Source organism: Pseudomonas fluorescens (genome assembly GCF_902498065.1).
Lineage (GTDB): Bacteria > Pseudomonadota > Gammaproteobacteria > Pseudomonadales > Pseudomonadaceae > Aquipseudomonas > Aquipseudomonas fluorescens_BJ.
This window is the reverse complement of sequence record NZ_CABVIR010000001.1, coordinates 730,844-755,176: the sequence shown is the minus strand read 5'-3', so window position 1 is coordinate 755,176 and position 24,333 is coordinate 730,844. Positions and strand designations below refer to the sequence as shown.

Sequence of the window (24,333 nt, the reverse complement as noted above, 5' to 3'; positions counted from 1 at the left end):
ACCTTGCACAGGTTGCACGCTTTCAAATTGACAATTAATCAGATCAGTTTGCGCTTGACCGCTTCATCCAGCGTGCTTTGGGTCAGGTGCTTGAGCAACACGTCCCCTCGTTCATTGAACGGCAACCCGACAATCAGCAGAATCTGCAACCAGGTCCGAGTGCTCTCCTGTTTGACGATTTTGCCCAGCACGTTACCTTCCTGATCCTTGAACACCGTTTCCAGCGTGAAGGTATTGCTGAACGTAGTCGGGATCACGAACAACGTGAATCCCGTCAACCAGGCACTGGCGATATTGCCCTGCTCGTTATTGGTCAAGGTACTCGTGACGTACACGTTCGAGTCAACTTTGTCCGTGGTCACGTTTTTGAACTGTCCGGATTCCTTAAAGGTTTCCAGCATGTTCTTTTCCACCAGCGCCGCATTGCCCATGCCACCCGACAGTTCGCCGTTGAACTGCTGCTGAGTGGTCACGTGCAGATAAGCACTGGGCTTGTCTTGCCTGGCCTGAGCCGGGGGCCACTGATCCACTGGTGGCAAGTCATGCTGGGAATAGGAAATACAGCCCGTCAGGGCACTGCTGACCATCAACAGCAAAACCAAAAGGTATTTATTCATGTGCAGCCAATTCCTTTGACAGTGGACGCAGTTGAGGTGTGGCACCGGCCAGCAATTGAGCGACCAATTCGCGCAATTGAGTACCGCCCAGGCGGGGATTGAGATAATCGGCGTTCCACAGGCCAACATTCTTGTCGAGCTTCACCTGCTCGACCGACCTGGCCAGTTGCTTGCCCTGGCGGTCTTCGATGATCAGTTCGCCCGCGAGGTCGTATTTATCGACGTAGATCGGACCGTCGACCCAGATCCAGATAGTCAAGGTCACCAGCGCACCGGGAATGTAAGCCGGATGCATGGTGCGTTTGCCTGCCAGCGAGGTCAGGTTGAACTTGAGCACCACGTCGTCCTCCCCGGCCTTGGCCGGGAACACCACGATTCGCTTGAAGTAATCGCTTTTGTCGACATAGGCGCTGATCTGCTCCGTCAACTGCCGGCTGCCGGCGACACGCACTTTATCGTCCAACTCAGGGGCGGAAATCACGACATCGCTGATCTCGGCACTACGATCGAGGGTCGATGGCGCGGGTTTCAAGGGTTCACCAATGGGGCCCAGCGGTGTGAACGACACACAACCAGTCAACGACAGGCCAAGTGCGATGGCCATCAGATAAACAAGACGCTTCACTGCTTACATCCTTTTCATGCGGGATCGGGGACGCGTCGACTCGAAAGAAAATCGAGCAAGGAGTGGGTAGTTCAGCACTGGAAGGCGGTAAACCTGGGAATCGAGTGTCGTCCACATCCTTGTTCGAACTCTTCGCATGGCGGCTGATTGGCGCCAAAAACGCGACAGCATCGTAATCGTTGCAGCCCTGCCAGGCAATCGCATACTGCCACCATCATGGCGAATCTCGAGAAAGCTGCTAAACCCCTATCGAACTCTTGGTGCGCGGCTCCCTCTGATGCAATGACACTGCACGGCCGAATGCATACTCGATGCGACTGAATAACCTCAAGGAGATGAAGATGGATTCACCTACACACGATTTGAAAGGCTTGTTCGACCAACTCGGTCTGGACTCCAGCGAAAAAGCCATCGACGATTTCATCGCCACTCACTCCCCTCTGCCCGATGATAAAAAGCTCATCGATGCCGAGTTCTGGACGCCGCAACAGGCCGGTTTCCTTAAAGAGCAATTACGTGAAGATGCCGATTGGGCGCGGGTAGTCGATGACCTGAACCTGCGTATGCACCAGATTCACTAGTCAATGCAGGCTGTCGGGGGCTTCGGCACTTAATTGCGCCAACCAGGCAGCCCTGCACTCCTCCGCTTCATCACGGCGGGCGAACGCCGTCCCCCGGCGTTCGCCGTTCAGCAGCACGACCCAGCAGACGCTCTGCCCCTGCGCGCGCAAACTGGCAGGCACACCGCTGCCGATCATGACGGCAACATCGACTTTGCTACGCATGCTGACCTCTCCAACTTCATTAGCAGCCTAACTATGTAGGCATGGTAATGAGTTCATCGACGAGGAAACAGCAACGGTGTTGCATAGATCAATTGCCGGAATCGCAACAATGCCAACCCTGTCAGCGAGGACTTTGCGGCTTATACCCCAACCGCAACCCACCCCAATGCCGCCCCTTGAGCATGATTGGCACCGAAAGATCGTGCATCAACTCCCCGGTATCGCGCGTATAGGTCTGCAACAGAACAGCCTGTTGATGACTGCCACAACGAATCCCGGTGCGGTCGGCAAATTTGCGTTTGGTGCGGTTCTGCAGCGTATCGACCTGCGCATCACCGGTCAGTGGCTGACAGAAAACCTTGTTGTGGGTCGGTACGTAACCCTGCTGCGTACACGCGATGGCGAACACCAGGCCTTCATGAAGCGGCAACAACGGCTCCTGAATCGCCGGTAACACCTGATCGGTGTAACGGTCGAAACGCGTCTGAAACTTGGCCGGGCTGGTATTGGGGATAGCCTGGTAATTGCGATCGAACAAATCATCAAGACTGACAAGGCCCTGGTCGATATCAGCTTCGAAACGCGCCGTAATCTGACGCGCGCCTTCGCGGGCCAGGTCATAAACACGCTGGTGATAGTCATCCAGTCCGACTTCGGCGAGACGTTCGCTGATGGTTTCGGCCTGCCCCTCCATCTGCACAGCGGCCTGAGCCAGACGCTGGGTCTGTTGATCGCTGATCGCCAGATCGCTGCGCATCTGTTCAATGGCGTGAAACAGGCTGTCGAGTTGTTCGCGGTTGGTCTCGGCGCCCTTGGCGATTTCGCCGACCTGGCTTTCGACGCCAGCCGCCAGGCGGGCAATGTTTTCCAGGTGCTGACCGGTGTGCTCGACCTGCTCGACACCGATATCGAGGTCGCTGGACAACTGCCGAATCTGCTCCACCACTTGTGCGGTGCGTTGCTGGATATCGGCGACCATCTCGCCAACTTCGCCAGTGGCCGTCGCCGTGCGTGCGGCCAGGCCTCGAACCTCGTCGGCCACCACCGCGAACCCGCGACCGTGCTCCCCGGCCCGGGCCGCTTCGATGGCGGCGTTCAATGCCAGCAGATTGGTCTGACTGGCAATGGACTGGATCACCAGCGTGACCCGCTGGATGTCGTCGCTGCGCAGGCTCAGGGCTTCGATCAGCTCGCGGCTGTTGCTGGCGCGCTGACTGAGTTGATGCATGCGGCTGATCGATTCGACCAGCTCCGTGCGCCCGGCCGCGCTGCTCTGATGGGCTTCACTGGCGGCACTGAGGGCGGCGCGACTGAGGGTCGAGGTGGCTTGTTCGGTGGCGATCATCACTTCGGCGTTGCTGACAATCTGCGCCGCCGCACCGAGTTGTGATTGCAGTTTGTCGGCCAGTTGCTTGACCGAAAACGCCACGCCGGCGGCTGACAGGGCGTTGTGACTGGTGGTGTAGGAAAGATCGCGAGTCAGTTCGGCGATGGCGCCGGAGCTGTCGACGGGTGCAGCTGCAGCGGTGCTGCGGGAACGCAAGCGAGGCAGCCAGACAACCAGCAAGGCCAACGGCAGGCCAACATAAAGCGACCAGCCACCCAGCGTCATACCGCATAGCAAGAGCATCAGGGCGATGCTTTGCAGCGTCGGCGTCAACCAGCGGGTATTCGGTGCAAGCACTGGTGCAGGCAATGCCCCAACCAGAGATCCGTCTCTCGTCATCTTCGTCACCCCATGCGTCTTCTAATTGTTGTGACTGCATTAAACGCCACTACAGGGCCATTATCCATGGTCCATTAGTAGTGGGCGTTGAAGCAGATCAATAGAAGTGCCCGAGGTTTTCCGCAGACGAAAAAAAGCATCGCGGGCAAGCCTTGCTCCTGGAGGAGTGAGGCTTGCCCGCGATGCGGGCGCTACGAAATCAGGCCTGACGCTGGTGCTTGTCGATCTGTTCGTGACGCTCTTGCGCTTCGATGCAGTACTTGGTGGTCGGGCTGATCAGCAGACGCTTCAGGCCAATGGCCTCGCCGCTGTCGTCGCACCAGCCGAAGCTGTCTTCCTTGATGCGTTCCAGCGCCTGTTCCAACTGAGGCAGCATGCGCTGGTCGCGATCGATCGCGTTCACCAGCCAGGTGCGCTCTTCTTCGACAGACGCCGCGTCAGCCGGATCGGCTGGGGTGTCCAGGCTCTCGATGGCGATGCGGTTCTGTTCGATGCGCTCATGGGTTTCGACTTTCATGTTCTGCAACAGCTCAGAGAAAAAAGCATGTTGCTCGGCATTCATGTAGTCATCCGCCGGCATGGCCAGCAACTTGTCCTTTGTCATTGATATCTCTATAAAAAAACGTGCATTAAGGCGAATTAGGGAGCGTTCCGGCGGACCTGGTCTGGCCATCGGAAAGGCGCCGTTTATTCCAAGCGCCACCCGGCACTCAATTTACGAGGGGCGGCAGTCTAAGGCCGACTTGAGGCCTCAGCAACTGAAAAGACAGCGAATTTGTCCGACAAAGCCCTGAAAAGTGCTCTATGGCAGTCTTTGTGGTGATTATCGGAGTGCGTTTATAGCAAGAAATTCAACCGAGCGGCTGTATATAGAAGACAAACGGCCTCGACGACGGTGTTTCTTGAACCCATTTGCAGGGCAGTGAACCTCAGCTAAGGTTGTCCATCCCGAAATGGCAATCTTGAGGAGAGGTTCAATGAAGCTGATCGGCATGCTGGATTCGCCCTATGTACGGCGGGTCGCCATTACTGCCAAACGCCTGGGCATCGACCTCGATCACCAATCTGTTTCGGTGTTTCGGCACTTCGAGCAGTTCCAGCAGATCAACCCGGTGGTCAAGGCGCCGACGCTGGTGCTGGATGACGGCGAGGTGTTGATCGACTCGACGTTGATCATCGATTACCTGGAGGTACTGGCCGGACCGGGTAACAGCCTGATGTCTGGCGAGCCGCCTCAACGCCTGCGTTCGTTGCGCCTGATCGGCCTGGCGTTGGCAGCCTGCGAGAAATCGGTGCAGCTTTATTACGAACGCAACCTGCGGCCCGCAGAAATTCAGTTCGAGCCATGGGTGGAGCGGGTCGAGGGGCAATTGGCGGCGGCGTATTCGGCGCTGGAACGGGAGCTGGAATTGCACCCGTTGAAGGTCGATGGTTCGATTGATCAGGCCGGAATTACGTTGGCGGTGGCCTGGAGCTTTACCAACCTGGTCGTGCCTGATCAGGTGGACGCCCGGCAGTTTCCGCAGATCAGCGCGTTTACCGCGTATGCCGAGGGGCTTGAGGCGTTTATGAGTACACCGATTGAGTAGATGGATGTGTTGCGCCTGACCTGCTCCCGGTGGCGCTCGCAAAAACGCCGCTTCTACCCAAGGCAGAAGCGGCGCAGGCATGGACCTCAGCGGATCAATGCATGAACAGGGCAATCAGGATGATGATCGGGATCGGTACACCGAGAAAAAACAACAGTAGTGAGCGCATGAGAATTCTCCTGGGTTAACGAATAGGGGCTGTGGCGACATAGGCATCGGATTCGACATACACCACCGCATCCCGACGACGACCACCAAAGGTTGCAGCGAAGCTGGCGAAGAACGCGCCGATCAACAGTGCCACGAACATCCACAACGCCGTCATGGCCGCCACTTTTGCTGCGGTGTCGGCCGCTTGTCTCGCGGCTACCTTGGCGTCTTCCACGGCTTTATGCGCAGCGGCATAGACTTCATCGACACGACGCTCAGCGTCCGCTTGCGTCAGGTTGGTCCGTTGCGCCACCAGTTGCGCCAGATAGGTACGGTCCTCAGCCGCCAGTTGACCGTCGTTGCTCAACGAGCGAACGAAGATGCGAGTCACGGTGCCACGCGCCGCGTCATCGCTGATGGCTGCGGGACGATCGTCGCGAAACAGACTGTCGACGAAATAGCCGTATTGATCGCTGGGCGTATTCCCGGCGGCAGTGCCCGCCGCTTGCGTGGCCACACTTGCAGCACCGCCGACAACACTCGCCCCGGCCTGCACCCCACCGCTGACAATACTGCTGACCGAGCCGACGACCAGCGTTGCGGTCACCAGGGTCGCCACGCACCAGGCCAGGAAGCCATGAGCGGTGTCGCGAAAGTAGACTTCATCGCCATGCATGTTCGCCCATTTCACCCGCAGGCGACCGGCGATGTAACCCCCAAGCCCGGAAGCGACGATTTGGGTAACGGCCAGCCAGACAATCGTTGAAACGCCCAAACCCTTGGCACTGACGCCTTCATGGGCCCACGGGGAAACCGCCGAAAAACCCAATCCGAAACCGAGCAGCACCAGGATCAGCGACAACGCCGCCGCCGCAGCGGCCCCGGCGAAAATCGCTCCCCAGGAAACGCCCGACAACGTGCTTGACTCTTCTGCGGCAGGATAGAAACCATCAGGGGATCTATTCATTGTTATGTCGCTCCAGGCAGGAAAGATGTTGTTACAACTCGTCAAATGAGGAATTGCAGTCAACGTGCCAGTCGCCCGTTTTCAATAAATAGATAAATTTCAATGATTTACAAAGTTTGAACTTCTCATTCCCATGCATTTTGCAAGGAGCGGCCGCATCGCAGCGGGTTTTATGCATTGCCCTACTTGCGCTTGTAGCTCTTGTTACCGCTGGGTGTCAGGCAATACACCCCGCCTCTCGGGCCAGTGCAAAACGACCCCGAACCGCAGGCGCAGCCATCGGCGCTCTGCAATAAGGTTTGCGGGCGAGCCTGGCTTGATTCGCCATAACGAGCCGAGCAGCTTTTCTTCGAAGCGCTGATAGAGCCGTCATTACACACAAACAGGTCGCCATCACAGCGATCGATACCGCCCTTCTTTCCTGAACACGGCGTGTTACCCGCCCAGGCACTACTGCTGATGACGTACAGCAACAACACAACAATCGGCATCCCGACACGGCAAATCAAAGTGCGCACAGTCGAACTCCCTTTCAAGGTTATGGCCATATGATATCAACGTTCCGGGCCGCCCCATGAGCCACATGAAAGTTAATTTAAAAAGTCACCGGCATTTCTTGGCAGAATGCCCACACACTTGCCTTGAACTGACTATCAGGTCCGCCCTATGACCCGCATCTTGACCATCGAAGACGACGCCGTGACCGCCCGGGAGATCGTCGCCGAATTGAGCAGCCACGGGCTCGACGTGGATTGGGTCGACAATGGTCGCGAAGGACTTGAGCGCGCGGTCAGCGGCAATTACGACTTGATCACCCTCGACCGCATGTTGCCCGAGCTCGATGGCCTGGCGATCGTCACCACACTGCGAACCATGGGCGTGGCGACGCCGATCCTGATGATCAGCGCCCTCTCCGATGTCGATGAACGCGTGCGCGGATTGCGTGCCGGCGGTGACGATTACCTGACCAAACCGTTTGCCACGGATGAAATGGCCGCCCGGGTCGAAGTGCTGCTGCGCCGGCAGAACACCGTGACCGCCCAGGCCACCACGTTGCGGGTGGCGGACCTGGAACTGAATCTGATCAGCCACGAGGCCAGCCGCGACGGTCAACTGCTGACGCTGTTGCCCACCGAGTACAAGCTGCTGGAATTCCTGATGCGCAACACCGGCCAGATTCTCTCGCGGATGATGATTTTCGAAGAGGTCTGGGGTTATCACTTCGACCCCGGCACCAACCTGATCGACGTGCACATCGGCCGCCTGCGCAAAAAGATCGACCCGCCCGGCAATGTCCCACTGATTCGGACCGTGCGAGGCTCGGGTTATGTCATTGCCGAACCCCTCTAAAGGCTGGCGTTCGTCCAGCAGTCGGTTGCTGGCGCTCTACAGCTCGCTGTTCGTGCTCTGGAGCGGGATTCTCATGGGGGTCATGTATTACGAGGTGTCCACCTATCTGGACAACCTGGCCAAGCACTCGCTAATGCAACGTCAGCATTTGTTCTCGCGTTTTTCCGGCGAACAACTGGTGGACGCCCTCGCCGTCAGCATGACTTTCGACATTCGCGGCATCGATGCCTATGGCCTGTTCGATGCCGAGCATCACTACCTCAGCGGTGCCCTGCGCCACATTCCCAAAGGTTTGCCGCTGGACGGCAAGATCCACATGCTCAGCGACTGCGCCGACTCCGACGACCCGACGCTGCCCGCCGACAGTTGCGACGCGGTGGCGACCCAGACGCCGGACGGTCGCTGGCTGATTCTGGTGCGTGACAACGGTTCACTGTTCGCCGTGACCCGCATCATCCTCCACGCGTTGTTCTGGGGCGTGACCCTGACCATTTTGCCGGGCATCGTCGGATGGCACCTGTTGCGCCGTCGACCGCTGCGACGCATTCGCGGGATTCAGGCCAGTGCCGAGGCCATCGTCGCCGGCGACCTGACCCGACGTTTGCCGCTGTCTGATCGCCGTGACGAACTGGACATGCTCGCCGCCATCGTCAACGCCATGCTCGAACGCATCGAGCGCTTGATGAACGAGGTCAAGGGTGTGTGCGACAACATTGCACACGACTTGCGCACGCCGCTGACCCGCTTGCGGGCGCAGTTGTACCGCATGCAGCAACAGGCTGGCGAAGGGTCGGCAGAAGCGACACAACTCGATTCGGTGCTCGCTGAAGCGGATACGCTGATGGCGCGTTTTCGCGGGTTGCTGCGGATTTCCGAGCTGGAGGATCGGCAGCGGCGTTCGGGGTTTGTGCAGCTGGATCCGCTGCCGTTGTTGCAGGAACTGCACGACTTTTATCTGCCGCTGGCGGAGGAAGATGAGCTGGTTTTCAAGCTGCAATTGCCCGAATCACTGCCGGCGCTGAACGGTGATCGGGCGCTGTTGTTCGAAGCCGTGGCGAACCTGTTGAGCAATTCCATCAAATTCACACCGCCGGGCGGCGAGGTGATTTTGCGCGGGGTCAATGAAAATGGGCATACGCGGATCGAAGTGCTCGACTCGGGACCGGGCATTCCTGCGACCGAACGGGACGCCGTATTCCAGCGCTTCTATCGCGCCGAAGGTGGCAATCAGCAAAGCGGGTTCGGCCTGGGCTTGTCGATCGTCGCGGCGATTGTCAGCCTGCATGGATTTACGCTTGAGGTGGGTGAAAGCGAATTGGGCGGCGCACGGTTGCTGCTCGACTGCCGGCAGAACCTGATTACCCAGACCTGACCCGGATCTCCTGAACTGATACAAAACCTGTGGGAGCGGGCTTGCCCGGGATAGCGACCGGACAGACAAAATTATACTGCCCGACACTCCGCCATCGCGGGCAAGCCCGCTCCCACAGGGATTGATGGCGAAATCAGGCGGGGTAGTTTGCCCGTAAAGCCTCAAGACCACCCTGATAAATGCCGGCAAACAGCGCCGCCACTTCTTCCTCACTCACACCCACCGGCGCAAACCGACCCGACCACGTCACCCGGGCACCCTCGCCTCGTGCTTCGACGCGGATCGTCGCCAGATAATCCGTCGCCGGAAACGGTGCCTGCACAATCGAGTAGCTGTACGTCTTCCCGGCGTTATCAAACGACTCAAGCCGTTCCACCACCACTGCGCCATCGGCCGTTTGCAGACTGCGCACACGCCCGCCTTCGCTCAGTTCACTTTTGGGAATGAACGGCAGCCAGTCCGGCAGCGAATTGAAGCCGCCAATCAATTGCCAAACGCTGTCGGTCGAAGCCGGGATATCGATAAATGCTGATGCAGTTGCCATGTAGTCCTCTCTCTCAAGCAAAAAAATTCAGATCGCCAGGCTGTCGACCACGCCACCGTCCACACGCAATGCCGCGCCCGTAGTAGCCGAGGACAACGGCGAAGCGATGTAAGCCACCAGGTTCGCGACTTCCTCGACGTCCGCCACGCGCTGGATGATCGACGTCGGCCGGGCCTTGCGCACAAACGCATCGGCCTCTTCGCGCACACTGCGCCCCGATTCGGCCGTGGCGTCCTTGAGCATCTGCTCCAGGCCATCGGTCAGGGTCGGCCCCGGCAGGATCGCATTGACCGTCACGCCAGTACCCGCCAGCCGTTTGGCCAAACCATGAGACACCGCGAGGTTAGCGCTTTTGGTCACGCCGTAGTTGAGCATGTCTGCCGGGATCGCGATCCCGGATTCCGAGGACAGGAAAATCACCCGGCCCCAGCCCTGCTTGACCATCTCCGGCACATAATGCCGCGACAGACGCACACCGGAGATCACGTTGACCTCATAAAACCGCGTCCATTCGCTGTCTGGCGTGTCGAAGAAATCCACCTCGTTAAAGATTCCGAGGTTGTTCACCAGAATGTCTGCTCGTGGCTCGGCGGCGAACAACTGCTCGGCCCCTTCGGCGGTGCCGAGGTCCGCCGTCAGGCCACGCAGTTGCGCGCCCGGCACGCTCTGGCGAATGCTTGCCAGCGCTTGCTCGACCTTGGTCGTCTCGCGGCCGATCACCACCACCGTGGCACCGGACTCGGCCAGCGCCTTGCTGATACCCAGGCCAATGCCGGCGGTGCTGCCGCTGACAATGGCGAGTTTCCCCGTCAGATCGATCTTCATGCTCAAACTCCTGCGATGGGTAATGGAGCGCGTTCGGACACCAGTTTCGCTTCGCGCATGGCTTGCCAGAACGCAGCGGGAATCACCGCCGACAACGCGGCCACGTCTTCGGCAATCCGCTGCGGACGGCTGGAACCTGGAATCACCGCGGCAACCGCCGGGTTAGCCAGGGAGAACTGCAACGCGGCGGCCTTGATGTCGACCCCGTGAGCCGCTGCGATACCTTTGATCTGCTCGACTTTATGGATGATCGCCGGGCTGGCCTTCTGGTATTCGAAGTGCGCGCCGCCGGCCAGGATGCCCGAGCTGTAGGGTCCGCCGACGACGATCTCGACGTTCTGCGCCAGCGCGGCGTCCATCAGGCGTTGCAAGGCACGGTCGTGGTCGAGCAGCGTGTAGCGCCCCGCCAGCAGAAAACCGTCTGGTTGGGCTTCGGTCAGATCGAGGGTCAATTCGCACGGTTCCACTTTGTTCACCCCCAGTCCCCAACCCTTGATCACGCCTTCTTCGCGCAAACGGGTCAGCACTTTGAAAGCGCCGATACGGGCCTGATTGAAGTATTCCAGCCATTGATCACCGTAGAAATCCTGCGCGATGTCGTGCACCCAGACAATGTCCAGGCGATCGGTCTGCAGACGTTTGAGGCTGTCTTCAATCGAACGCATCGTCGCGTCGGCGCTGTAGTCGTTGACGATCTTGTTCGGGCGGCCGTGTTCGAACACACCGCTCTTCTCACCCAGATCACGGGCCGCCGCGTCTTCGACTTCTTCAAGAATCACCCGCCCGACTTTGCTGCTCAGCACATAGTCGTCACGGTTGTATTGGGCCAACGCCGCGCCCAGACGAATCTCCGACAGGCCCGAACCGTAAAACGGTGCCGTATCGAAGTAACGCACGCCGGCATCCCAGGCCGCGTGAACAGTGGCCAGCGCTTCTTCTTCAGGGATGGCGCGGAACATGTTGCCCAATGGCGCGGTACCGAAGCCCAGCGCGCCGGGCAGTTTGTCTTTCAAGCTCATGATTCAATCCTCGTCAGTTTCAGAGGTCAGTTGAATGACCGTTGAGCAGATCGTAGATTGCGACGTTCGGACCGTCCAAGACATAATGCGCAGCACTTGAGTCCCTACAGGTCTGACATGATCGACATCCGCCAATTGCGCTACTTCGTCGCCGTCGCCGAAGAAGAACACGTCGGTCGCGCCGCCGAACGCCTGCACATTTCCCAATCGCCCCTGAGCCGACAGATCGCCCAGCTCGAGGAACGCCTGGGCCTGACCCTGTTCGAACGCAGCCAGCAACGCATTCGGCTGACCCGCGACGGTCAGACGTTCCTCGCCGAAACCCGCGCCCTGCTGACCCACGCCAATCGCCTGGAATCCCTTGGCAAACGCCTGGGTCGTGGTGAAGAAGGCGGTTTGTGCATCGGCTACATCGAGAACGCCATGCATGCCGGCGTCCTGCCGAATGCCTTGCGCGTGCTGCGGGTCGACCGGCCGAACGTGCACGTCGCGCTATACAACCTCAGCTCCGCCGAACAACTCGAAGGCCTGCGTCAGCGTAGCCTCGATATCGCACTGGTTAGCGAACCGCCCGTCGCCGACGATCCGGACCTGCTGGGTTTTCAGGTGCTGGACGACCCTATGCTGCTGGCCTTGCCCGAGCATCATCCCCTCGCCCGCCAAGCAACATGGGGCCCGGCAGACCTGGCCAATCAGGAATGGATTGGCGTGCAACACCGCCAGAACTGTGCGAGCCGAGACGACTTCATCAGCGCCTGCATCCGCGCCGGTTTTACCCCGGACATCCGCATGGAGGCGACCGAACCGTTCACTGCGCTGGGGCTGGTGGCGTCGGGGCTGGGAATCGCGATGATTCAGAAAGGTTTGAGTCGAAACGCGCCACCGGGTGTGGTGCTGCGCGAGGTGCCGTGGATTTCCTTTACCACGCCGCTGTGGGCGGCCTGGCATCGGGTTAATTTGCGACCGTTGGTGGAGACGTTCAGGAAGGTGTTGACCGAGCCGGCGGATGTTTACAGCGGCTGAAGTTGGCGCTGAAACGACTGGCCCATGGATTTCGGTAAGAACCGGAACGACCTATCAGTTCTGCTAGTTCCCAGCCATTGGCGAAATCGCCAATACTGATCGAAGGCACGTTGAACCTTCGGAGCATCCCCATGCCATTACTGCGCGAACCCCTCTGCCACTATCGCTACGACGCCCTCGACCGGTTGATCGGCCATGCACAGCAGGACGCGCAACAGCATCGGCGTTTCTACTGCAAAAGCCGCCTGGCCACCGAGATACAGGGTGCGCTGCAGCATTCGATCGTCCAACACGACGACTGGCTGTTGGCGCAGCAGCGAAGTGAGGGCGATGCACTCGACACCACGCTGCTGGCCACCGATCAACAACGCTCCGTGTTGCACACGCTTAAAGCGAACCATCAGTGCCAGCCCATCGCCTATTCACCCTATGGCCACCGCCACCCTGAAAACGGGTTACTCAGCCTGTTAGGGTTCAATGGCGAACGGCCCGACCCGGTGACGGGGCATTATTTGTTGGGAAATGGGTATCGAGGGTTTAATCCGGTGTTGATGCGGTTTAACGGTCCGGACAGACTTAGTCCGTTTGGCAGGGGCGGATTGAACGCATATGCTTATTGTTTGGGGGACCCCGTCAATCTGAGTGATCCGAACGGTACAATCCCCGGCGTCCTCAACCGGATGTTAGGCCGGCCTGTCTATAAAAGCGGCCCGGGACTAACATTTAGTGCGGTTACTAAAAACAAAAATAACTACACGGACGTCACTACATTTACCCCAACCCTGGATACCACGCTTCATAGCTTTAATGAAGTCACTCATAGAATCAAAGCCAACGAGGGACACAGCACCCTGATTAAGTCAGTTATAGGCTTTGGTTATGACGAAGTCTCGATTAAAAAAGGGAATAAGATTTCGTTTATGCAGAGAAAGCTCACACCCGACGAGAACAGCTACTCTGATACACTTGGACTTGAATTAGAGTCGTTTTACAGTCAATTAGAATTACCAGAAGTCCCTATATCAATTGATCATCGTAACTTATTGAAAGCCAGGGATGAGTTCAGTAATTCCATGACCGTCGGACAGGTAAACACCGCTGCGGAAAATGGGCTTCTTAAGGGAGTGCGCCCAAGCAGAGCAAAGTTACTCATCAGAGATCCTCATTTCAGGTTTGACGGTGATCGTTGGTGGGAACAACGCACTAGCGACCGTACGATAGTTCAGTTTAAGGTTTAACATCAGACAAAATCACAACAGCTGAAGTTGGTGATGTCCTCACCAATCCCCTGTGGCGAGGGAGCAAGCTGCCCTCGCCACCATCACTCCAGGGCCCACAGGTTCCGGACTATCAGTTCTGCTAGTTCCCACCCATTGCGAAACCGCCAATACTGATCGAAGGCACGTTGAACCTTCGGAGCATCCCCATGCCATTACTGCGCGAACCCCTCTGCCACTATCGCTACGACGCCCTCGACCGGTTGATCGGCCATGCACAGCAGGACGCGCAACAGCATCGGCGTTTCTACTGCAAAAGCCGCCTGGCCACCGAGATACAGGGTGCGCTGCAGCATTCGATCGTCCAACACGACGACTGGCTGTTGGCGCAGCAGCGAAGTGAGGGCGATGCACTCGACACCACGCTGCTGGCCACCGATCAACAACGCTCCGTGTTGCACACGCTTAAAGCGAACCATCAGTGCCAGCCCATCGCCTATTCACCCTATGGCCACCGCCACCCTGAAAACGGGTTACTCAGCCTGTTAGGGTTCAATGGCGAACGGCCCGACCCGGTGACGGGGCATTATTTGTTGGGAAATGGGTATCGAGGGTTTAATCCGGTGTTGATGCGGTTTAACGGTCCGGACAGTGTGAGCCCGTTTGGTGAAGGGGGATTGAATACCTATGCGTATTGCCAAGGTGATCCCGTGAATCAAAACGATCCGACGGGACATAGATCTATTTGGTTATTGGGACTTGAACGACAAACTGTACGTGCACGCTATCCTCGACGCCCCCTTCCAAACGCTATGAACGGATTAATGGATCAGCCCACGCCAACGCCACAACCCGCGGCAAGAACTGAGACTCCTCTAATTCCCACTCAACCCAGGACCAATGGATGGGTGCCCGCAAGGCGCTTCACTACTACCCCCGTAATATCGGAAAACACTGTGGTTATTACTGAAACGATAAGTAACGACCAATTTGCCCCAGCGGCAACCGATATGGCATTCAGAGAGCGCTTGCAAAATAGACGAATGTCACCGGTGAACGTCGAAGTGCCAAACTTTTTCCAAAACCTCACTCCAAGTCCAACTCAACGCTCCGTCCAAGCTGCTCCCACAACCAGCCACGGCAGCACAGAAGCAATGAACGTCGACAGACTTCGCAGAGGTACATAACCTATCAGTTCTGATAGTGCTCAACCGCAACACCTTCGCCGACACTCAAACTCCATGCCCTCGAAAATCGAGCCTGACCGGATACGATGCACCGGACAGGTTTACTGCTTTAATGAAAAGACCCTGAAAACTTTCGAGCACCCCCACCATGAACCGCAACGACCTGCGCCGCGTGGACATGAACCTGTTGGTGATTTTCGAAACCCTGATGTTCGAAAAGAACCTGACCCGGGCCGGGGAAAAACTGTTCCTCGGCCAGCCTGCGGTCAGTGCTTCGCTGGCAAAACTGCGTGACCTGTTCGATGACCCGCTGCTGGTGCGTAACGGTCGTGTTCTGGAGCCGACCCAACGCGCATTGCAGATTCTCAAGGAATTGCAGCCAGCGATGGACACCATTTCCGGCGCGGTCAGCCGAGCGAAGGATTTCGACCCGGCCACCAGCCGCGACGTGTTTCGCATCGGTCTGTCCGACGACGCCGAGTTCGGTCTGTTTCCGCCGCTGCTCAAGCAGATCCGCGAAGAGGCGCAGAACGTGGTGGTGGTCGTGCGGCGGGTGAATTTCCTGCTGATGTCGTCGATGCTCGCCAGCGGTGAGATTTCCGTCGGGATCAGCTACACCACCGAACTCCCGGCCAACGCCAAGCGCAAAAAGTTGCGTGACCTGAGCGTGAAGATCCTGCGCGGCGACAATCGGCCCGGCGCCCTGACGCTGGATGATTACTGCGAGCGGCCGCACGCACTGGTGTCGTTTTCCGGAGACCTGACCGGGGCCATCGACAATGACCTGGCGCGCATCGGCCGCTCACGCCGTGTGGTGCTGGCGGTGCCGCAGTTCGCCGGACTGCGCGCGTTGCTGGCCGGCACGGACATGCTCGCCACGGTACCGGATTACGCCGCGTGCGCGCTGATCGAAGGCAGCAGCCAGTTGCGCGCCGACGACCCGCCGTTTGACATTAACCTGTCCGAACTGTCGATGGTCTGGAACGGGGTCAACGATAACGATCCGGCAGAACGTTGGTTGCGCTCGCGAATTGCCCAACACATGTCGGCGCCGCTGCCGGGGCCGGTGCCTGGATCGCGTTGAAGGACGGGTCGGTCTCGCGCAGGAAGATTGGCAGGTCCGTCATCGGCGGCATGGCCGGAATGTCGAAATACATCTGGATCACCCAGCCACGGTGATAACTGGCGTGATTGACCACGTGCATCAACATCGCGCCGGCGCTCATGGTGCCGCTTTCGCCCGAGACAAACGTGAACTCGACGGGTTTATCCAGCGATGCCTCGGTCTGCCGTTCGCTCCAGGCGCAGTACCAGTGATCGATGTCCTTTTGCGCCAGGCGCAGGTCATCGAGGTCGGGATGCAGCAGGTCATGCGAGGTCTTGAAGCCGTGCCCCCGGCCTTCGAGGTGAGCCTTCCAGATGCAGTCCACCACGTAGATGTGGTTCAGCGTGCCGATCATGTTTTTGAACACTGAGATCCGTTCCTTGTTGACCTCACCCGGCGGCAAATCAGCGAGGCTGTCAAAGAGACGTTGATCGGCCCAGCGTTTGTAATCGGCGAGCATGCGGGCAGTGCGTACGTTGATCATCAGAGGTCTCCCATTGCGATGGGCGCACTGCAAAGCATAGTCCCAAGGACGCGAGGCAGCGCGGACGCTGATCATCGGTCGATCAAAGCGTACCGGGGTGACGACCGCCGTCCAGCGGCAGATTTTGACCTGTCAGGGAGCCCGATTGTCACGCCTGCAAACGAGGCACCGCGCAGGAAAAAATGAGCGCTCAACACGAGCGCTCATTTCTGCCCAACTGGCTGAGGAACCCGGCCGCTCTGTTTTCAGGCAGCAGGCCGGCCACGCACCGGCCCGCACGTGCGGTGAGGCGAAACTGGCAGATCCGGGGTTACGGGTTGAAGTGATTGTGTGTGCGGCAAGGAACTCCTGACGGTCTCCGCGCATCCTAAATTATGTGGTACTTCCTTTACGCTTCACGCTTTCGGAGGACACCGTCATGCGCCGTCTGATCATCATCTCTTCCCTTGTGTTGTGCTTACCCTTCGGCTCGGCTTTCGCGAAAGTGGATGCGGGCGATGTGGCCACCTCGGCCGGGGTTTCCGCTTCGCTGTACTCGACGTTCAAGGACGACAAGCTCATGATCCCCGCCCGGGATGACGCCTCCAGCTTCGTGGCCAGTGGCGGTGCGATTCGTGGCGTGTATCTGGAATCGGTCATCAAGCAGATTCGCCAGGACAATCCCGGGTTAGACGCCAGCGACGAAGACCTGGCCAGAGCCATTCTGGTTCAGGAAGGCCTTTCGGTCGGGCAATAACAGCGTCCGGTTGACGCCGACAAGCGTAGCGGCTGGAAGATCAAAAATCGCCACCTCGCTGCGCTCGACAGCTCCTACAGTTGGACGTAAATCCCTGTAGGCGCGGTCGAGCGCAGCGAGGTGGCGATCTTTTTTCAGCCTCAACGATAGCGCGGTGCTGCCGTGGAGTTGCCGAACAATCCAGAAAGGGTTTTGCGCTGAGCTTCGTAACGATCCCACTGCTCGCCATCGTGCAGCCCCGGAATGGTCACCACTTCACCACTCGCAAGCCCTACCAGTGCGGCATCGACCATGTCTTCAGCGGACATCACGATCTCCTGCGGTAGGTTTTCCACCGGGTTGCCCGCCTCGCTCCAGAAGTCAGTCGCAGTGGCGCCGGGCAGTACGGCCTGAATACGAATGCCTTTATCCGCCAATTCGTGGTGCAGCGATTGGCTCAGGCCCAACACAAATGCCTTGGTCCCGCCGTACACGCCGTTGAGAATTTCCGGCGCAATCGCGACGATCGAAGAAATGTTGATCATGGTTCCGGTGCCACGGGCGACAAATCCGGGGGCTACCGCGTAGGCCAGGCGCATCAGCGCGGTGATGTTGAGGGTGATCATGTCTTCCATGTCATCCACCGGGCTGCCCAACAGCGGCATGACCGCGCCGACCCCGGCGTTGTTGACCAGCAATGTAATGCTCGCGTCAGTACGCAGAATGCCTTCAACACGGCGCAGATCGGCCTGGTCTTTCAGGTCGGCGGCGACCACTTCCACGGCGCGGCCGGTTTCGTTGCTCAGGTGATTGGCCAGCGCGTTGAGTTTGGCCTGGCTGCGGGCGACCAGAATCAAGTCATACCCCTGACGGGCGAGACGGTCGGCGTAGACCGCGCCGATACCGGAAGAAGCGCCCGTGATCAGGGCGGTGCCTTTGGACGAGAGAGTCATGTTCAGTTTCCTTCACAATGAGGCGAGGTGTTCGCCGGGTGTGAACAGTTATAAATTGAGTGACGCCTGTCTCAAATGACGTTTAAAGTACGTTTTCAGGACATTTCCATTTGAGGGTCTGGCAATGACTTCCGTGGCGTTTGTGGTGTTTGAAGGCTTCCAGTCCATGGCGCTGGCGGCGATGCCGGTGTTCGAGTACGCCAACTTCAGCGCTGGCGAGACGCTGTATGAGGTGAGCGTGGTGTCCGAAGACGGCCGCACTTTGCGCGCCTCCGGTGGCTTGAGCGTGGGCACCGAGGCGTTCGGTGAACAGGTGTTCGACACGGTGATCGTGGTCGGCGGCGATGCCATTCTCGAGCAGGCGCCCGAAGGTGTGTTGAATTACCTGCGCGCCAGCATCAAGACCGCACGGCGTACGGCGTCGATCTGTTCCGGCGCCTTCGTGTTGGCTCAGGCCGGTTTGCTTGAAGGGCGGCGGGCTACCACGCATTGGGCGTACGCCCGGGAGCTGCAAGCGCGGTTTCCGTCGATCAACGTGGAAGAGGATCGCATTTACGTGGTCGATGGATCGATCTGGACGTCCGCCGGAATGACCGCCGGCATCGACCTGGCATTGGCCATGGTTGAAAAGGACCACGGCGCCGAACTTGCCCGCTCCGTGGCGCAGAAACTGGTGATGTACCACCGACGTGCGGGCGGACAGTCCCAGCATTCGGCGCTGCTGGAACTGGAACCGAAATCCGACCGTATCCAGACCGTGCTCGGCTACGCCCGTGAACACCTCGCCGAAGCGTTGTCGGTGGAACAGCTGGCGGACGTGGCGAGCCTCAGCCCACGCCAGTTCAGCCGCGCGTTTCGCGCCGAAACCGGGCAGTCGCCAGCCAAAGCCATCGAAAACCTGCGCCTGGAAGCGGCTCGGCAAATGCTGGAACGCGGACGGCTGACCCTCGATCAGATCGCCACCGAGACCGGTTTCACTGATCGCCGGCGCATGCGTGAAGCCTTCCTCAGAGCCTTCGGCCAACCGCCGCAGGTAATTCGCCGCAGCGCCCGAGCCGAGATCCTGTAAGAGCCAGCTTGCTGGCGAAGGCGATCTCACGCACGCCATCGCCGGCAAGTCGGAACGACGCATTGCAGCGCCTACACTGATGTGTATGTGGACTGAGTACCTGGGGTGTTTATGAAAATCTCGGCCAGACTGGCGTTTTTCGCCATTGTCGGCACCCTCGCCTACCTCGGGCTCGCCGTGTGGGGGTTAGGCGGGTGGGCGGCGTTTTTCTCTCATGGGGCGCTGGTGGTCGTTGTGTTGGCGACGCTGCTGATGACGGTCGCCGCGCTGTTCACCGAGGTCAACCTCAGCTCCGGCGAACGTGAAGACCGGGCCAATCGCTGGGTGCTGCCGGCCTTCGGGGTGATCGGGATAGTGAGCGGTTTTCTACCCGCCTACACCGACCGGATCGACTTCTGGACCTTCGGTGGCGAAGGCGTGCGTTGGTTCGGGGCATGGGTGTTCATCGTCGGCGGTGCGTTGCGCCTGTGGCCGGTGTTTGTGCTGGGCAAGCGCTTCAGCGGACTGGTGGCGATCCAGCCGGGGCATAGCCTCGTGACGGAGGGGATTTATCGCCGTTTGCGCAACCCCAGCTATTTGGGGATGTTGGTCATTGCCGTGGGTTGGGCGCTGGTGTTTCGTTCTGGCGTTGGCCTGTTGCTGGCAGCGCTGACGGTGATCCCGCTGATCGCCCGCATCCACGCTGAAGAAGCGCTGTTGCGGGCGCAGTTCGGCAGTGAATATGAGGCCTATTGCAGCCGTAGCTGGCGGTTGATTCCCGGTGTTTATTAACGCCTCGGCTCCTTGGTGGATGGTGTTGTTACGAAGCAAGCAGGCGAAGCTGGCCGTCGGGGTCAACCTGCACGGTGACCGAGTCATAATCGGCCATCGTCGCATGCGGCGTTTCGATCGGATGATCGTGAGTCGAGGTAATGATCAAAAGGTCTGCGCCCGCGGCTTGTGCGGCGAGAATGCCGACGGTGGCGTCTTCGAAGATCAGGCAATCGGTCACTTCAGCACCTAACCGCAGGGCCGCCAATCGATACCCCGCAGGATCCGGCTTGCCGGCGCTGACGTCTTCCGCTGTGACCATCACCGCAGGCTCGGGAATCCCCGCCGCCGCCATCCGTCGCAGCGCCAGCGCCTTGGGCGCAGAAGTCACGATGGCCCACTGACTGGCAGGCAACGATTTCAAGAACGCCGCCGCACTGGCCACCTCGACAATCCCCTCGACGTCCTCGATTTCCGCCTCGGTAATCCACGCGGCTTCAGCCTCTGCATCAACACCCGGCAATGCCTGGCGGTTGACGGTGTCGATGGCTCGGGCGCCGTGAATGGTCGGCAGAAAAGATTCGACATCCACGCCGTGGCGCAAGGCCCAGCGAGTCCAGATGCGCTCGGCGGCGGCGATGGAATTGAGGACAGTACCGTCCATATCAAACAGGAAGGCGCGATAAGGCGTGTTGAAAACCGAGGGTTGAGCTGACAAGGATGAGCGTCCTTTTACAAGAGCCGGGCGGGTTTTGCCGAGCAATGTAGCATTTGCGAGTGAACGAAGCCCAAGCGTTGCGTGTCGTTTCAGCCAACCCTCTTTGACTTCAATGCACCTTCCACGCAATCGAGTAACTGCCCCAGCGCCCAAGGTTTCTTGATGAACGAAACCTCATGCCTCACCCCGGACGTTTCCGGCGTTTCGAAACCGGACATGATCATGATCGGTTTGTCCGGCCAGCGGTCGCCGAACTGATTGGCCAAATCGGCACCGTTAAGTTTGCCGGGCATGGTGATGTCCGTCAGCAGCAACGCGACGTTGTCCGCGTGCAGCTCCAGATAACCGGCTGCAGCGTCCGCGCTAATCTGCGGTTCGACTACGAAACCTTCCTCCTGGAGGATCTCGCAAAGAAACTCCAGGATCAGTGGGTCGTCTTCAACCACAAGAATCAACCCGCCAGGAAGGTGCTCGCCCGCCGTCGATACTGGACACATGAGTTTGCCACTCCCTGATTGCCTAATGATTTCGCGGGCTCAACTCCGCGGCTTACAGGTATGAGCAGCGGGCTCGGCGGAAATTCATTTTTGATACAACCAGATTGATGAAGTCAGCGGTACTCACCCATGTTCCATGAGCGACGGCGTTCGAGTTACTGCGCCATGTTGTCCTTTTTCATGGGGTCCTTGGACATCGCGTCTTTTTTCATGGCGTCTTTGCTCATGGAGTCCTTCGACATGGCGTCTTTCTTCATTGAATCCTTGCTCATGGAATCCTTGGACATCGTGTCCTTTTTCATGGCGTCTTTGGACATCGAGTCCTTGCTCATGCTGTCCTTGCTCATGCCATCACTGGTTGTGGTATCGGCGGCAAACACGCTGACGGCGCCTACGGCGAGGCACATGGACAATACGACGGTGGTCAACTTTTTCATGATGAAACTCCTTGAAGCACAGGTGCGAATGAACGCAGCGTGAGCTGCGTGGTGACGTTGCCGTCAGCTGCCACCGAACCAGTTGTAGCCCTGGTCTTCCCAGTAGCCGCCGCTGTAGGTGTTGCTGACGAAAATAGCCTGAATGTGTTTGGGGTTCTTGTAGCCGAGCTTGGTGGGCATGCGCAGCTTCATCGGAAAGCCGTATTCGCGCGGCAGCACCGCGCCGTCATAGGTCAGCGCCAGCAAGGTCTGCGAGTGCAGTGCGGTGGCCATGTCGATGCTGGTGTAATAATCGTCGGCGCATTTGAAGCCGACATACTTGGCATCGGTGTCGGCGCCGACTCGTTTCAGAAAGTCGCTGAAGCGCACGCCCCCCCAACGCCCGATCGCGCTCCAGCCTTCGACGCAGATGTGCCGGGTGATCTGTTCGTTCTGCGCCATGGCGCGCAGTTCTTCGAGACGCCAGCTGCGCTTGTCGGCGACCAGTCCGGTGACTTCCAGTCGATAGCTTTGCTCCTCGACGGTCGGCGCCTCGTCGATGCCGTAGAAGGCATTGAACGGAAACGGCCGGGTGATCATCGACGCCGGATAGGTCGGCGCCAACACATTGGGATTGAACAACCAGCCCTGTACCCGATCGTTGAACCGCGACATGGAGGACAACGCGGTCTCGACGCTGTCGTTATCGGTAATGTTGCAGCCCGACAACATGGCCACGCCACCGAGGGTCAGCCCACGCATCAGGAACGAGCGACGCGAGCGGTCTTCGATCTGCGGCGCAATGATGTTCCGGGCGTCTTTGAGGATGGATGACTCGTCCAGACCTTCAATGGGCTTTTTCATACGGGCTCCTTGCGACCGATAATCATGGCCAGCAGCGTTTTGGGAACGAGCGCGACCATCACCAGATGCACCGCAACAAATGCCACCAACAGCGCCATCGCGATGAAATGCACATGACGCGCCGCGTCGTAGCCCCCCAGTAACTCGCGCAACAACGGAAACTGGACGGACTTCCACAACACCAGCCCGGAGACCACCAGCAGCGTGATATCAAGCATCACAAACAGGTACGCCAGCCGTTGCACCTGGTTGTAATGACTCAGGTCGGCATGCCCCAGCCGTCCGCGCAATGCGGCCCACACGTCCTGCAGAACACCTTTGGGCGACACCGGGAAAAAGCGGCGTGAAAGACGACCGCTGGCGAGGTTGATGATCAGGTAGACAAGGCCGTTGATGGCAAGGAACCACATCGCCGCGAAATGCCATTGCAGCGCCCCGCCGAGCCAGCCTCCCAGCGTGATGCTCTTGGGAAAACTGAAGTCGTAAAGCGGCGATGCGTTGTAGATGCGCCAACCGCTGGTGACCATGACCAGCACCGCCAGGGCATTGAGCCAATGGGTCAGGCGCAGCCAGCGCGGATGGGATGAAGCAGGTATCGGCGACATGATCGGCTCCCGGCGGTTGTTGTTATTCGTTGGAGCCGAGTATGGGAGCCGACAGATCGCCAAATCCTCACGTAAAGTTAAATAAAACGTGATAACTCGCGACGCCCGGCTGCGGTCCTTGAGTGGCAATTGTGGTTAAAATGCCGCCCCCTCCAATGACCGACACCACCCGATGAATTCAGAAGCGCTCACCACCCTCCACGACCATCTGCTGACCGCCCTCGCCGCGGCTCCCGCAGAAACCCGCCGACTGTTTCACGGTCGAGGTCGCTGCTGGCCGGGGCTGGAGCAATTGACCGTCGACTGGCTGCAGGGCGTGGTGCTGGTGTCGCTGTTCAAGGAGCCCGAATCGGCGCAGCTGGAAGATTTGAAACAGCGGCTGCTGCAGATCTCCCGGTCGCCCGCATGGGCGACATCCGGCGCGCACACGCTGGCGTTGCAACATCGTTACCTGCTGCAAAGCACCACCGAATGGCTGGTCGGGGAAGTCATCGATGACATGACCATCACCGAGGGCGGCCTGCGCTATCGTGTGGACCTGGGCCGCAAGCAGAACACCGGGCTGTTCCTCGACATGCGCTACGGCCGCGATTGGGTGCGCGCCAATGCCGAGGGCAAGCGCGTGTTGAATCTGTTTGCCTACACCTGCGGTTTTTCCGTGGCGGCCATCGAGGGCGGCGCCGAACACGTGGTCAACCTGGACATGTCCAGCCCGGCCCTGAACCGTGGCCGCGATAATCACCGGCTCAACGGCCACGACATGAGCAAGGTGAGTTTTCTCGGCCACGACCTGTTCAAGTCCTGGGGCAAGGTGATCGGTAAAGGGCCTTATGATCTGGTGATCATCGATCCGCCGTCCTTCCAGAAAGGCAGTTTTCTGCTGACCAAGGATTACCAGCGCGTGCTGCGTCGGTTACCGGAATTGCTCACGCCACAGGGCACGGTGCTGGCCTGCATGAACGACCCGGCGTTCGGTGCGGATTTCCTGATTGATGGCGTCATGCGCGAAGCGCCGAGCCTGCGGTTCGAGCAACGGTTGGAGAACCCGCCGGAGTTTCCGGATGCGGATGTCGAATGCGGGTTGAAGGCGTTGGTGTTCCGGCAGTAATACCGAGCGCGATTACTGTGGGAGCGGGCTTGCCCGCGATAGCGTCTGCACAT

The 24,333-nt window shown here is 59.0% G+C and carries 29 protein-coding genes; 12 read left to right on the top strand and 17 right to left on the bottom strand.

The window, feature by feature from the left end; translation table 11 throughout:
• Nucleotides 1-38 precede the first annotated feature (38 nt).
• Nucleotides 39-617, bottom strand: a complete 579-nt coding sequence (locus F8N43_RS03770; RefSeq protein ID WP_150632895.1) for a hypothetical protein — start codon at nucleotides 615-617, stop codon at nucleotides 39-41.
• Complete coding sequence (locus F8N43_RS03765) at nucleotides 610-1,242, bottom strand: hypothetical protein (protein ID WP_150632896.1); 633 nt, start codon at nucleotides 1,240-1,242, stop codon at nucleotides 610-612. Before F8N43_RS03765 ends, F8N43_RS03770 begins: the two co-directional genes overlap by 8 nt.
• A 341-nt stretch (nucleotides 1,243-1,583) precedes the next feature.
• Here F8N43_RS03765 and F8N43_RS03760 point away from each other — a divergent pair, with 341 nt between their 5' ends.
• The gene (locus F8N43_RS03760; RefSeq protein WP_150632897.1) at nucleotides 1,584-1,823 is read left to right on the top strand and encodes a DUF2789 domain-containing protein; all 240 of its coding nucleotides are present in this window, start codon (nucleotides 1,584-1,586) and stop codon (nucleotides 1,821-1,823) included.
• Here the strand turns inward: F8N43_RS03760 and F8N43_RS03755 are convergent, their stop codons facing one another.
• The 3 genes from F8N43_RS03755 to F8N43_RS03745 form a co-directional block, all read right to left on the bottom strand.
• Entirely contained in the window at nucleotides 1,824-2,027 is a 204-nt protein-coding gene (locus tag F8N43_RS03755; protein ID WP_150632898.1) for a hypothetical protein, read from the bottom strand.
• Between the two features lie 121 nt (nucleotides 2,028-2,148).
• Nucleotides 2,149-3,372, bottom strand: coding sequence for a methyl-accepting chemotaxis protein (locus F8N43_RS03750; RefSeq protein ID WP_412071760.1), 1,224 nt, complete (start codon nucleotides 3,370-3,372; stop codon nucleotides 2,149-2,151).
• Between the two features lie 580 nt (nucleotides 3,373-3,952).
• Nucleotides 3,953-4,357, bottom strand: a complete 405-nt coding sequence (locus F8N43_RS03745) for a TraR/DksA family transcriptional regulator (protein ID WP_007907888.1) — start codon at nucleotides 4,355-4,357, stop codon at nucleotides 3,953-3,955.
• 373 nt (nucleotides 4,358-4,730) lie between these two features.
• Here F8N43_RS03745 and F8N43_RS03740 point away from each other — a divergent pair, with 373 nt between their 5' ends.
• A complete protein-coding gene (locus tag F8N43_RS03740) occupies nucleotides 4,731-5,342 on the top strand; it encodes a glutathione S-transferase (protein WP_150632900.1) in 612 nt (203 codons plus the stop codon).
• 184 nt (nucleotides 5,343-5,526) lie between these two features.
• On the opposite strand, the gene F8N43_RS03735 is transcribed toward F8N43_RS03740, so the two are convergent.
• Together F8N43_RS03735 and F8N43_RS03730 are read right to left on the bottom strand one after the other, a co-directional pair.
• On the bottom strand, nucleotides 5,527-6,459 hold the full coding sequence (locus tag F8N43_RS03735; protein WP_150632901.1) for a hypothetical protein: 933 nt from the start codon (nucleotides 6,457-6,459) through the stop codon (nucleotides 5,527-5,529).
• Between the two features lie 182 nt (nucleotides 6,460-6,641).
• Nucleotides 6,642-6,950, bottom strand: coding sequence for a hypothetical protein (locus tag F8N43_RS03730; RefSeq protein WP_150632909.1), 309 nt, complete (start codon nucleotides 6,948-6,950; stop codon nucleotides 6,642-6,644).
• A 175-nt stretch (nucleotides 6,951-7,125) separates the two neighbouring features.
• On the opposite strand from F8N43_RS03730, the gene F8N43_RS03725 reads away from it, so the two are divergent.
• Together F8N43_RS03725 and F8N43_RS03720 are read left to right on the top strand one after the other, a co-directional pair.
• A complete protein-coding gene (locus F8N43_RS03725) occupies nucleotides 7,126-7,809 on the top strand; it encodes a response regulator transcription factor (protein WP_095055782.1) in 684 nt (227 codons plus the stop codon).
• A complete protein-coding gene (locus F8N43_RS03720) occupies nucleotides 7,787-9,181 on the top strand; it encodes a sensor histidine kinase (RefSeq protein WP_150632902.1) in 1,395 nt (464 codons plus the stop codon). Before F8N43_RS03725 ends, F8N43_RS03720 begins: the two co-directional genes overlap by 23 nt.
• A gap of 133 nt (nucleotides 9,182-9,314) precedes the next feature.
• Here F8N43_RS03720 and F8N43_RS03715 read toward each other — a convergent pair whose 3' ends face one another.
• The 3 genes from F8N43_RS03715 to F8N43_RS03705 are packed head-to-tail and all read right to left on the bottom strand — an operon-like array spanning nucleotide 9,315 to nucleotide 11,569.
• Complete coding sequence (locus F8N43_RS03715) at nucleotides 9,315-9,725, bottom strand: SRPBCC family protein (RefSeq protein WP_150632903.1); 411 nt, start codon at nucleotides 9,723-9,725, stop codon at nucleotides 9,315-9,317.
• 27 nt (nucleotides 9,726-9,752) lie between these two features.
• Entirely contained in the window at nucleotides 9,753-10,550 is a 798-nt protein-coding gene (locus tag F8N43_RS03710; RefSeq protein WP_150636141.1) for an SDR family NAD(P)-dependent oxidoreductase, read from the bottom strand.
• A gap of 2 nt (nucleotides 10,551-10,552) precedes the next feature.
• Nucleotides 10,553-11,569: an aldo/keto reductase gene (locus tag F8N43_RS03705; RefSeq protein WP_150636139.1), complete on the bottom strand. Its 1,017-nt coding sequence runs from the start codon at nucleotides 11,567-11,569 to the stop codon at nucleotides 10,553-10,555.
• Between the two features lie 117 nt (nucleotides 11,570-11,686).
• On the opposite strand from F8N43_RS03705, the gene F8N43_RS03700 reads away from it, so the two are divergent.
• The 4 genes from F8N43_RS03700 to F8N43_RS03685 all read left to right on the top strand — a co-directional run bounded on the left by F8N43_RS03700 (nucleotide 11,687) and on the right by F8N43_RS03685 (nucleotide 16,080).
• Complete coding sequence (locus F8N43_RS03700; protein WP_150632906.1) at nucleotides 11,687-12,592, top strand: LysR substrate-binding domain-containing protein; 906 nt, start codon at nucleotides 11,687-11,689, stop codon at nucleotides 12,590-12,592.
• Between the two features lie 131 nt (nucleotides 12,593-12,723).
• Complete coding sequence (locus F8N43_RS03695; RefSeq protein ID WP_150636137.1) at nucleotides 12,724-13,830, top strand: RHS repeat-associated core domain-containing protein; 1,107 nt, start codon at nucleotides 12,724-12,726, stop codon at nucleotides 13,828-13,830.
• Nucleotides 13,831-14,018: 188 nt separating this feature from the next.
• A complete protein-coding gene (locus tag F8N43_RS03690; RefSeq protein WP_150653234.1) occupies nucleotides 14,019-14,996 on the top strand; it encodes an RHS repeat-associated core domain-containing protein in 978 nt (325 codons plus the stop codon).
• Nucleotides 14,997-15,144: 148 nt separating this feature from the next.
• Complete coding sequence (locus F8N43_RS03685) at nucleotides 15,145-16,080, top strand: LysR substrate-binding domain-containing protein (RefSeq protein WP_150636133.1); 936 nt, start codon at nucleotides 15,145-15,147, stop codon at nucleotides 16,078-16,080.
• Here the strand turns inward: F8N43_RS03685 and F8N43_RS03680 are convergent.
• On the bottom strand, nucleotides 15,986-16,585 hold the full coding sequence (locus F8N43_RS03680; RefSeq protein ID WP_150653233.1) for a DinB family protein: 600 nt from the start codon (nucleotides 16,583-16,585) through the stop codon (nucleotides 15,986-15,988). The genes F8N43_RS03685 and F8N43_RS03680 overlap by 95 nt on opposite strands.
• Before the next feature lie 418 nt (nucleotides 16,586-17,003).
• Here F8N43_RS03680 and F8N43_RS03670 point away from each other — a divergent pair, with 418 nt between their 5' ends.
• Nucleotides 17,004-17,321, top strand: coding sequence for a DUF2388 domain-containing protein (locus F8N43_RS03670; protein ID WP_150636131.1), 318 nt, complete (start codon nucleotides 17,004-17,006; stop codon nucleotides 17,319-17,321).
• 140 nt (nucleotides 17,322-17,461) lie between these two features.
• Here F8N43_RS03670 and F8N43_RS03665 read toward each other — a convergent pair whose 3' ends face one another.
• The gene (locus F8N43_RS03665; protein WP_150634376.1) at nucleotides 17,462-18,253 is read right to left on the bottom strand and encodes an SDR family NAD(P)-dependent oxidoreductase; all 792 of its coding nucleotides are present in this window, start codon (nucleotides 18,251-18,253) and stop codon (nucleotides 17,462-17,464) included.
• Between the two features lie 124 nt (nucleotides 18,254-18,377).
• Between F8N43_RS03665 and F8N43_RS03660 the strand changes: the two genes are divergently transcribed.
• A complete protein-coding gene (locus tag F8N43_RS03660) occupies nucleotides 18,378-19,322 on the top strand; it encodes a GlxA family transcriptional regulator (RefSeq protein ID WP_150634375.1) in 945 nt (314 codons plus the stop codon).
• A 111-nt stretch (nucleotides 19,323-19,433) separates the two neighbouring features.
• On the top strand, nucleotides 19,434-20,093 hold the full coding sequence (locus tag F8N43_RS03655) for a methyltransferase family protein (protein ID WP_150636127.1): 660 nt from the start codon (nucleotides 19,434-19,436) through the stop codon (nucleotides 20,091-20,093).
• A gap of 28 nt (nucleotides 20,094-20,121) precedes the next feature.
• Here F8N43_RS03655 and F8N43_RS03650 read toward each other — a convergent pair whose 3' ends face one another.
• From F8N43_RS03650 to F8N43_RS03630, 5 genes are all read right to left on the bottom strand, one after another.
• Entirely contained in the window at nucleotides 20,122-20,790 is a 669-nt protein-coding gene (locus tag F8N43_RS03650; protein ID WP_150634373.1) for an HAD-IA family hydrolase, read from the bottom strand.
• A gap of 89 nt (nucleotides 20,791-20,879) precedes the next feature.
• Nucleotides 20,880-21,287 (bottom strand): response regulator, encoded by a 408-nt coding sequence (locus F8N43_RS03645; RefSeq protein WP_150634372.1) that lies wholly within the window; start codon nucleotides 21,285-21,287, stop codon nucleotides 20,880-20,882.
• 155 nt (nucleotides 21,288-21,442) lie between these two features.
• Nucleotides 21,443-21,724 (bottom strand): pentapeptide MXKDX repeat protein, encoded by a 282-nt coding sequence (locus F8N43_RS03640; protein ID WP_150653232.1) that lies wholly within the window; start codon nucleotides 21,722-21,724, stop codon nucleotides 21,443-21,445.
• 63 nt (nucleotides 21,725-21,787) lie between these two features.
• Nucleotides 21,788-22,567, bottom strand: coding sequence for a molybdopterin-dependent oxidoreductase (locus F8N43_RS03635; protein WP_150634370.1), 780 nt, complete (start codon nucleotides 22,565-22,567; stop codon nucleotides 21,788-21,790).
• The gene (locus tag F8N43_RS03630; protein ID WP_150636121.1) at nucleotides 22,564-23,172 is read right to left on the bottom strand and encodes a cytochrome b/b6 domain-containing protein; all 609 of its coding nucleotides are present in this window, start codon (nucleotides 23,170-23,172) and stop codon (nucleotides 22,564-22,566) included. The genes F8N43_RS03635 and F8N43_RS03630 overlap by 4 nt, the downstream gene beginning before the upstream one ends.
• Nucleotides 23,173-23,344: 172 nt before the next feature.
• On the opposite strand from F8N43_RS03630, the gene F8N43_RS03625 reads away from it, so the two are divergent.
• Complete coding sequence (locus tag F8N43_RS03625) at nucleotides 23,345-24,280, top strand: class I SAM-dependent methyltransferase (RefSeq protein ID WP_150634368.1); 936 nt, start codon at nucleotides 23,345-23,347, stop codon at nucleotides 24,278-24,280.
• Nucleotides 24,281-24,333: the final 53 nt, after the last annotated feature.

Bases quoted from the DNA above. Each gene is read 5' to 3' on its own strand.
- F8N43_RS03770 (WP_150632895.1), bottom strand. From the start codon at position 617: ATGAATAAATACCTTTTGGTTTTGCTGTTGATGGTCAGCAGTGCCCTG.
- F8N43_RS03760 (WP_150632897.1), top strand. From the start codon at position 1,584: ATGGATTCACCTACACACGATTTGAAAGGCTTGTTCGACCAACTCGGT.
- F8N43_RS03755 (WP_150632898.1), bottom strand. From the start codon at position 2,027: ATGCGTAGCAAAGTCGATGTTGCCGTCATGATCGGCAGCGGTGTGCCT.
- F8N43_RS03750 (WP_412071760.1), bottom strand. From the start codon at position 3,372: ATGATCGCCACCGAACAAGCCACCTCGACCCTCAGTCGCGCCGCCCTC.
- F8N43_RS03745 (WP_007907888.1), bottom strand. From the start codon at position 4,357: ATGACAAAGGACAAGTTGCTGGCCATGCCGGCGGATGACTACATGAAT.
- F8N43_RS03740 (WP_150632900.1), top strand. From the start codon at position 4,731: ATGAAGCTGATCGGCATGCTGGATTCGCCCTATGTACGGCGGGTCGCC.
- F8N43_RS03735 (WP_150632901.1), bottom strand. From the start codon at position 6,459: ATGAATAGATCCCCTGATGGTTTCTATCCTGCCGCAGAAGAGTCAAGC.
- F8N43_RS03730 (WP_150632909.1), bottom strand. From the start codon at position 6,950: ATGCCGATTGTTGTGTTGTTGCTGTACGTCATCAGCAGTAGTGCCTGG.
- F8N43_RS03725 (WP_095055782.1), top strand. From the start codon at position 7,126: ATGACCCGCATCTTGACCATCGAAGACGACGCCGTGACCGCCCGGGAG.
- F8N43_RS03720 (WP_150632902.1), top strand. From the start codon at position 7,787: ATGTCATTGCCGAACCCCTCTAAAGGCTGGCGTTCGTCCAGCAGTCGG.
- F8N43_RS03715 (WP_150632903.1), bottom strand. From the start codon at position 9,725: ATGGCAACTGCATCAGCATTTATCGATATCCCGGCTTCGACCGACAGC.
- F8N43_RS03710 (WP_150636141.1), bottom strand. From the start codon at position 10,550: ATGAAGATCGATCTGACGGGGAAACTCGCCATTGTCAGCGGCAGCACC.
- F8N43_RS03705 (WP_150636139.1), bottom strand. From the start codon at position 11,569: ATGAGCTTGAAAGACAAACTGCCCGGCGCGCTGGGCTTCGGTACCGCG.
- F8N43_RS03700 (WP_150632906.1), top strand. From the start codon at position 11,687: ATGATCGACATCCGCCAATTGCGCTACTTCGTCGCCGTCGCCGAAGAA.
- F8N43_RS03695 (WP_150636137.1), top strand. From the start codon at position 12,724: ATGCCATTACTGCGCGAACCCCTCTGCCACTATCGCTACGACGCCCTC.
- F8N43_RS03690 (WP_150653234.1), top strand. From the start codon at position 14,019: ATGCCATTACTGCGCGAACCCCTCTGCCACTATCGCTACGACGCCCTC.
- F8N43_RS03685 (WP_150636133.1), top strand. From the start codon at position 15,145: ATGAACCGCAACGACCTGCGCCGCGTGGACATGAACCTGTTGGTGATT.
- F8N43_RS03680 (WP_150653233.1), bottom strand. From the start codon at position 16,585: ATGATCAACGTACGCACTGCCCGCATGCTCGCCGATTACAAACGCTGG.
- F8N43_RS03670 (WP_150636131.1), top strand. From the start codon at position 17,004: ATGCGCCGTCTGATCATCATCTCTTCCCTTGTGTTGTGCTTACCCTTC.
- F8N43_RS03665 (WP_150634376.1), bottom strand. From the start codon at position 18,253: ATGACTCTCTCGTCCAAAGGCACCGCCCTGATCACGGGCGCTTCTTCC.
- F8N43_RS03660 (WP_150634375.1), top strand. From the start codon at position 18,378: ATGACTTCCGTGGCGTTTGTGGTGTTTGAAGGCTTCCAGTCCATGGCG.
- F8N43_RS03655 (WP_150636127.1), top strand. From the start codon at position 19,434: ATGAAAATCTCGGCCAGACTGGCGTTTTTCGCCATTGTCGGCACCCTC.
- F8N43_RS03645 (WP_150634372.1), bottom strand. From the start codon at position 21,287: ATGTGTCCAGTATCGACGGCGGGCGAGCACCTTCCTGGCGGGTTGATT.
- F8N43_RS03640 (WP_150653232.1), bottom strand. From the start codon at position 21,724: ATGAAAAAGTTGACCACCGTCGTATTGTCCATGTGCCTCGCCGTAGGC.
- F8N43_RS03635 (WP_150634370.1), bottom strand. From the start codon at position 22,567: ATGAAAAAGCCCATTGAAGGTCTGGACGAGTCATCCATCCTCAAAGAC.
- F8N43_RS03630 (WP_150636121.1), bottom strand. From the start codon at position 23,172: ATGTCGCCGATACCTGCTTCATCCCATCCGCGCTGGCTGCGCCTGACC.
- F8N43_RS03625 (WP_150634368.1), top strand. From the start codon at position 23,345: ATGAATTCAGAAGCGCTCACCACCCTCCACGACCATCTGCTGACCGCC.